A 7,730-nucleotide genomic window follows, 5' to 3' on the forward strand; every position below is an offset into this window, starting at 1 on the left:
AGCGCGGTCCCAAGCTTGCGATTCCACAGGATCGAGTTGGAATCAATATCCCAGTCACGCGACAGTCCGTGTTCGTACTCGGGTAGAAAAGTTTCTTAAACTTTCTTTAGCGCTGTCCCAAAAATGCTGACACATTCCGTAACCAAGGCGTTTCACGATTTTCGCACCTGTGCAAAGCACGCCGGAAACCCCGATATTTTGCTTGTGAGTAATGAATCTTCCCGGCACCTCGGCTGCGAGGATCTTTGCTGTTTCGTCTGTGGACTTGTCGTCAACGAAGCAGTAGTCAATCCTTTCCCTGTCAAAAAGAACTTCGCATGCTCTTAACTTAGCTAGCAAATGAGGCAAGCTGATAGCTTCGTTGTAGGTTGGAAAAACTACAAGTGCTCGACTCATTTTCTTCGCAGCAGTGGAGGATCCTGGTATTTGAGTTGCAAATTCATTAGCTGCATGACTGCTGGTTTTGTCTCGCAAAGCGAGTCTTGATTTTCTCTGGTTGGCTTGAATTTCATTGCTTTCCTGGCTTTTCCAGATTGTGCAACTCAACACAGTGAATAGGGCGATTTGGGCGATAACGTAAAATAAGATGAGCGTGAATAGTATTGGGTAGGACTTGAAGTACAAAGGCTTGTACTGGAAAATTTTGAATAACCAGCTGCTTGAGTCTGTGATTGCCCGCCAAATGCTGTCACGCAGAGAGGGGGGTAGGTAGAATCGTTCCACGGTTATCCAAAGGCCATAGTTTGAGGCAATGATCCAAACGGCAAGCACTGATATCCCCAGCAGACTTAGCCATTTTTTCTTCGATTCTGCTTCTGTCTCATTACTCCAGTACTGCATAAGGTATCCGAAGCATATAAACATGATAGGAAGTGCGGAAAGAGCATATCTGCCTTGGATAATCCATCCTGATTTGCTCATATTCAAGAATTGCCAAGCCAATATCAGAAGCCAGTATGAAATATACATGGCAAGCAGCATTGCGATAGCTCGCCCTTGTGTAGAAAGTGTACTATCAAGCCACTGTCGATATAGAACTGCTAGAACCATTCCCACCACGGTCAGGTGAAAGATTCCAAACGACCAATAAACCCACGAGGGGTAGTTTACTTCAAACCAGCCGAACTGTCCAAATAGGTTTGCTATTAAGTACCAAAGGTGTGTCTTAAAAATGTCGCTAACATAGGTTATGAAATCAATAGGTGTGGGGATGCCCGAGTATACTGTCGGGCCTAGCCAAAAAGGCAGAAATACAAAAAGTACTAGGATGCAACAGATGCCACCGCTACTCAGAGCAAAATTTGATACGTCTCGTTTTATGAGTAGGTAGCAGGAAAGAAATAAGAGGGTTATTCCGGATAAAAGCATGCCTTGATTTTTCGTCAATGATAAACATAGAGAAAAGAAGACGGCGGCTATCATGTGTGTAAAAATAAAGGTCTTCTTTGGTAAGTTGACCGTATGACTCAGGTTGCCCGGGACAGTTCTTTCATTAGTTAAGATCTTTGTCGTGTGGTAAAAGAGGCCTGCAGATAGCGGAAGTAGACCAGCATCATTGTTTACAATTGAGGACATGAATATAATCATCGGGTGACAAGCTATCATTCCAAAAGTTAGCCATCCCCATCGTCCTGGTAAGATTAGCTGAGCTAAAAGATAAGAATAGATTAGAAAGCATAAGAAAAAAGGAAAGTTTGTGAGTCGCATAACATATTGATAATTCACCAACTTCGGTGATCCTGATGATCGATATGCTTTTGCGAATAATGCGATGGTTGCGTAGTATAAGGGAGGGTATGCATAGGTTAAGTGTCTATAGGCGTCTGACCCTTGTTCTGAGTCAAAATTTTCTTTGTGTAAGGTCCGTCTTTCCTCTTTTCCCCACATTCCGCTATCAGCATAAATTGGCAGTGAATGAGACTTGCTGATGATCCCAGACTGACGATAAAAATCTGATTTATAGTCATAAGATTCCTCAAAATCTCTCCAAGTCGTTGCTGATTTATTCTTGTAAATATCAAGTCCGTGCTTGTCTATCTGCGCAGCCATAGCCATGTGTTGGATTTCATCTGGACCCTGGAATATGGGGTCTAGATGAGTCCATAAAATAAATCGGACAATCGCTACGCTGCCAACAAGGAACAGGAGTATGAGTGGTAAGAATTTTTTATCTTTGGATTCCATGGACCCTTCTAAAGTTGATAGTTAAAATCCAGGTCTTCGCATCTAACGCTGGTCTATGGGGACGCTTCATTTCATTCAGAGTCACCTGATGGCAGACCTTGATTCTTTGAGAACAATCTAAAAATTACACTTGAATAAAGTTCCCCGATTGTTTTGGAGAGTTTTTGCAACAGACTGGGCGTCGATACCTATCAAAGCAGTTGCCTGGTGCTCGTCAAAATAGATCGCACACAGCTTCAGGTTTTGTAGGGCGACAGCTACCCTTCTACAGGACATTTCAAACATTATGAAATGCGCCTTCGAAGGCGTAAAAGATCTCAGAAAATGCTCGGGGCGAAATGTTCGCAACACCGATTGAGCTTGGGGTGTACGAACGCATTTTGCGAAATCTGCGACCCCCATTTCTGAAACATGTATTCAGCCTCGTCCCATGAAGGCTTCCTACCCCGGGTCTTGCCCTCGTGATGGAGTGCAATAACGTTGGGGACCACCCAATTGACCAAGCCCATATCCTGAAATTTCAAGCAGAGATCCACATCTTGATAACTATTCCCAAGATTCTCATCAAGTCCACCTGAATCCTTAAAGATCTGGTACCTCATAAGTGTAATGGCGCCTGTGACAGCGCTGACGGGCCGTGGTTTTTGGTACCAAACTTCTTTTGGTTTAAAGCGACGACCCTTATGCGGATGAGATCCCACGATCTTGCTGCCGACGTATACGAAAAGATGTTGTACCCGTCGGTTCGGGTAAAGCAGGGTGCAGCCAACAGCGCCCGCATTGGGCTGATTGCGACTAAAGTTCACCAGCCTGGCCACTGCATCATTCTCAAGGAATTCAATATCATTGTTGCAGAGAAAAATGACGTCTGGCTCAATATCGCGACAATCCCGAACAGCCCAATTGTTGAGGCGGGAGAAATTAAAGGGAATATCATAGCGAAACAAGCGTATATCGAAGCGGTGAGAGGCATGCATGAAGTTCTCAAGACCCTGAGCTGTTGCTTGTTCTACAGAACCATTGTCCACCAAAGCTAGCACAACGCGGTGATTCTGAAAGTCTTGCTTGTCGAGCGACTGCAAACAACGAAGTGTGACTTCCCATTGATCTCGAAATGGGATGATTATAATAACCTTCTGCGCTGCTCCCGGGTTGCAGCCAGAATTCATCAAGGATAGGCTGGCCTTGAGCTGAGCCTCACTTTGCCACAATAGATGAACGTCGGCGGTTCGCCCCCGTCGCGGAGCCCGTAAAAACATGACGAACTCTGAGACGAGAGAGCTTAATTTAGCCTTGATTCTGAAGGCTGTTTTTTCGTAATTCCTAACGCTCATTTTGAGTCTCTATCGCTGATCTTGAAAAAAGTTGCGCGGGTGATAGGTCAATAGACTGGCAGCTGGCTTTCAGGGAAGTCCCTGAGTCTCCTGGCATTTGAGTCCTTGGCGGATAATATGGGTTTTAAGTCTGGCCAGTCAATACCAAGGTCAGGATCGTCCCATGCCAGCGAGAACTCGTTTTGTGGACTGTAGAGGGCATCGCACTTATACACAAAGAGAGCTGCATCGCTTGTCACCATGAAGCCGTGGGCGAACCCGGCAGGCACCCAAAACTGCTGCTTTGTTTTGCTGCTTAGATAGATAGCGAACGACTTCCCAAAAGTCGGCGAGCCCAGCCGCACGTCTACTGCAACGTCGTAGACTTCGCCCTGCAAAACCATCACGAGTTTGCCCTGAGTGCATGGGTTTTGAAAATGCAGCCCCCTCAGGGTTCCACGACATGAGAATGAGACGTTGTCTTGTACAAAAGTCGCCGGAAGTCCTGCTTGGTGATACCGTTGAGAGTTGTATGTTTCGAGGAAAAAGCCACGCTCGTCGCCGAAAATCTTGGGCTGGATGACTTTCAAGCCGGGAATGTCAACGTCCCTCACGTCCATATAGGTCCTTCATTTTTCAGGAGACCCAGTAAGTATTGACCGTAACCACTCTTGGCGAGAGGATGAGCGAGCTCAGCAAGGCCGTCGTTATTGATGAATCCCATCCGCCAAGCGACCTCTTCCGGGCAACAGATCTTCAATCCCTGCCTTTTTTCGACTGCCGCTGCGAAGTTCGTTGCTTCCACGAGCGAGTCATGAGTTCCAGTGTCCAACCATGCTGTGCCACGTCCCAGGATATCGCAAGTCAGCTTGTGCCGCTCGAGATATACGCGATTAACATCTGTAATTTCCAGCTCCCCGCGGGCACTTGGCTGCACATTTTGCGCGATATCAACGACGTCTTTGTCGTAAAAATAGAGACCAGTCACTGCGTAATGGGACTTTGGCTTTTGCGGCTTTTCCTCGATGCTGATAACGCGTCCATCTTGATCGAATTCAGCAACCCCGTAGCGCTCTGGGTCGCTCACCCAGTAGCCGAATATTGTCGCTCCCTCTTCCTTTTCATCGGCTTTGCGTAATGAGGAGGTCAGACCATGACCGAAATAGATGTTGTCTCCTAGAATGAGGCAGGAAGGATGATTGCCGATGAAATCACGTCCAATATGGAACGCCTGTGCGAGTCCTTCTGGTCTTGGTTGTGCGGCATATTGAAGGTTGATACCCCATTGCGAGCCATCGCCTAGCAGTCTTTGAAATTGCGGTAAATCCTGAGGGGTGCTGATGAGAAGGATGTCCTGGATACCAGCCAACATCAGGATTGATAGGGGATAGTAAATCATCGGCTTGTCATAGACAGGCAAGAGCTGCTTACTGACAGCTAACGTAAGCGGATGCAGCCGCGTCCCTGAGCCACCTGCCAGGACAATGCCGCGCCGCGGAAGGCGAGTTTTAGGATTCATGAATGACCCCCAGTCGTTCCATCCGATAACTGCCGTCTAGAACGCGTGCGCACCAGCTGCCTTTTTGTTCAAGGTACCAGGCAACTGTTTTCCTAATGCCTGTGTCAAAATTATCAGAGGCTCGCCAACCCAGTTCATTTTCGAGTTTAGAAGCATCGATCGCATAACGCTTGTCGTGGCCAGGTCGATCTTTAACGAAGGTCACCAGCTCACGTCTCATTTTGCCCGATGGAAGTGGGACCATCTGATCGAGGCAGTCACAGATGCTGTAAACCACCTCCAGGTTTGTGCGTTCATTGCGGCCGCCGACATTGTAAACTTCACCGAGGTGCCCACGCTCGAGGACAGTCAGCAACGCTCGGGCGTGATCGTCCACATAGAGCCAATCCCTGATATTGTCACCCTTCCCATATACGGGGAGGGGTTTGCCATCCAGCGCATTCAAAGTGACGAGGGGAATGAGTTTTTCAGGGAACTGATAGGGACCGTAATTGTTCGAACAATTTGTAGTGACAACCGGCAAGCCATAGGTATGGTGCCAGGCTCTCACCAAGTGATCCGACGAGGCCTTCGAGGCGCTGTAGGGCGAGTTCGGTTGATAGGCTGTGTCTTCACAAAAAAGGCCTTGATCGCCGAGGGAACCGTAGACTTCGTCTGTCGATACATGATGAAAGCGAAAACGGTCCTTGCGTTCCTTCGGAAGTTCGGACCAATAACGCTTGGCTATTTCCAGAAGGTTAAAAGTGCCTACAATGTTGGTTTGAATGAATTGCCCAGGCCCGTCGATGGAACGGTCGACATGGGATTCAGCTGCTAAATGCATAATGGCATCAGGTTGGAAATCGGAGAACGCACCTGCCACCGCATCGCGATCGCAAATATCGACTTTGCGGAAGAAATAGTTATCTGAACCAGAAACAGTTGATAGAGAGTCCCGATTCCCGGCATAAGTCAGCTTATCGAGATTCAGGATCTGGTACTGGCCGCTTTCTAGTGCGGTGCGGATAACAGCTGAGCCGATGAAGCCGGCCCCTCCGGTAACGATTAGCTTCAACTTATACCTCTCCTGCTTTCCTTATCGTGTTAATAGATCAGTAGTTACCATAATACGGCTATGAAAAGTATTATAGACTCCATTTCCTGGAAGAGAGAGCCATTCTTTTTCCCTCAAGTCCACACCGCCAGGAATGTGCTACCAGGTACGGATTTTATAAAGACACCTAAGGTATTGGAGACGCCTCAATGACATAAGGCGTTCTTCTGTCTGCAGTATATCCGTATCCAATAAAGACATCTCCCCTGAATTTTAACGGTACAGGGGACCTAAAGTCCTCTGAAATGACAAACAGCTGGTTGTTATGTCGTATAAGCTCTCTGGGGTGAGAGGAATAAGGCTGTATTGTCATAGACGCAGCATCCTGCTCTCTCATTTCCAGCACGTCTTTGAATAAAGGAGGTGGGAAGAAGCGATTAACCAAGGGAGACGCCGTGACTTCAAACTTCATCCCTGGTTGAGTTTCAGGCGGAAAGCGAGCCTTTACTCGCATGACTGCTATGAGCGTCGCCAAGATGGAAAGGCAACAGATCAGGAGATATCTTTTCCTGAATTTTTTATTCTCTAAAAAATGATGCATATCAGATTTTCCGCAATTCTTGGTTATGTCTTTGCTGAGGATCAGAGCTCGTGATCCAAGCCCTATCCTCAGGTACGACTCATTATTTTACTTTTCACGCCCCACTTGTGGGTAAAATAAGAAATCGCGCAAATATATGGAATAGAAGCTCAAAGTGAGCAGAGAAATACATGTGGCTATTACAGATAGGCCATAGGTTCGAGAAAAATCTCTAAGCAGGACGGAATTTTGAAGCAGGTCGGAGCTAATATAGAGTGAAATTGGGATACTCACGAATGCCAAAAAAAGAACCCACGAGCGCCCTTTCCAGAAGAGATAAGAAATGAACATGCTTGCAAAAATAAGAAGCATTTGGTGGGTTATCCAAATAACAGGTGTAACAAGCAAGGTGAGGAGGGATAAAAAACTAAACGCCGCCAATACCCATGTTGGCATCTGTATTTTGTTCGATTTATAGTCTTTCGACAGTTTCCAGATCGCAGCAAGGCTCATGAAGACGAGACCGAGCTTTGTGCAAACTATGAGTCCTTTAGAAAAGGGATTCACATTTGACTGCAAAGTATCTGAAGCAAAGAGTCTTTCGAGCCAAGCTGAATAGCTGACGTTATTTATGTCATGCGCATCAGCTATAGGCTTGCTGATTGTGCCAAGCCATTTTATGCATAGCGCAATAAGATCAGATAATCCATAGATAGACATTGAAATCCCAAGTAGGCTCGTGAGGGCGAGCAGTGAGCCAGCCAGCGATTTTTTGAAGTTCTGTAGCATGGCAGGAGCCAGAAAAAGAGCATATTGGGGCTTGATTGTCGCTATGATCGTAGCAATTGCTGCTGCAGAGAAAGCCTTTTTCTTGGTAAGCTGAGCTGCGGCAGCCAGCAAGCCTGTGATACAGAAAAGGTTTATATTTCCAGCCCACATCTCTTCGTAAATAGCTGGCATGATGCTGGCACTGCTCACTATACCTAATATGAGGCGGGAAGAGGGAGACTCGATTGTAGGCTCTAAAATTTCAGCTATAATAAAAGGCCAGCATGCATAAGTCAGGATTTTAAGAGTAAAAAAGACCGGTTGGGCGATGCT

The 7,730-nt window shown here is 46.7% G+C and carries 6 protein-coding genes; all 6 read right to left on the reverse strand.

The window, feature by feature from the left end:
• Positions 1-54 precede the first annotated feature (54 nt).
• Entirely contained in the window at positions 55-2,184 is a 2,130-nt protein-coding gene (locus VE954_RS38015) for a DUF2142 domain-containing protein (RefSeq protein ID WP_324963015.1), read from the reverse strand.
• Positions 2,185-2,501: 317 nt separating this feature from the next.
• Complete coding sequence (locus tag VE954_RS38020; RefSeq protein ID WP_324963025.1) at positions 2,502-3,353, reverse strand: glycosyltransferase; 852 nt, start codon at positions 3,351-3,353, stop codon at positions 2,502-2,504.
• A gap of 212 nt (positions 3,354-3,565) precedes the next feature.
• Positions 3,566-4,117, reverse strand: a complete 552-nt coding sequence (gene rfbC, locus VE954_RS38025; protein WP_324963017.1) for a dTDP-4-dehydrorhamnose 3,5-epimerase — start codon at positions 4,115-4,117, stop codon at positions 3,566-3,568.
• On the reverse strand, positions 4,108-5,016 hold the full coding sequence (gene rfbA, locus VE954_RS38030; protein ID WP_324963019.1) for a glucose-1-phosphate thymidylyltransferase RfbA: 909 nt from the start codon (positions 5,014-5,016) through the stop codon (positions 4,108-4,110). The genes rfbC and rfbA overlap by 10 nt, the downstream gene beginning before the upstream one ends.
• Positions 5,006-6,070: a dTDP-glucose 4,6-dehydratase gene (gene rfbB, locus VE954_RS38035; RefSeq protein WP_324963021.1), complete on the reverse strand. Its 1,065-nt coding sequence runs from the start codon at positions 6,068-6,070 to the stop codon at positions 5,006-5,008. The genes rfbA and rfbB overlap by 11 nt, the downstream gene beginning before the upstream one ends.
• Before the next feature lie 667 nt (positions 6,071-6,737).
• Positions 6,738-7,730: glycosyltransferase 87 family protein (locus VE954_RS38040; protein ID WP_324963023.1), on the reverse strand; the 993-nt coding region annotated here is incomplete at its 5' end.

Source organism: Oligoflexus sp. (assembly GCF_035638955.1).
GTDB lineage: Bacteria > Bdellovibrionota_B > Oligoflexia > Oligoflexales > Oligoflexaceae > Oligoflexus.

Excerpts from the sequence above, each read along its gene's own strand:
- VE954_RS38015 (WP_324963015.1), bottom strand. The coding sequence starts at position 2,184 with ATGGAATCCAAAGATAAAAAATTCTTACCACTCATACTCCTGTTCCTT.
- VE954_RS38020 (WP_324963025.1), bottom strand. The coding sequence starts at position 3,353 with ATGAATTCTGGCTGCAACCCGGGAGCAGCGCAGAAGGTTATTATAATC.
- rfbA (WP_324963019.1), bottom strand. The coding sequence starts at position 5,016 with ATGAATCCTAAAACTCGCCTTCCGCGGCGCGGCATTGTCCTGGCAGGT.
- rfbC (WP_324963017.1), bottom strand. The coding sequence starts at position 4,117 with ATGGACGTGAGGGACGTTGACATTCCCGGCTTGAAAGTCATCCAGCCC.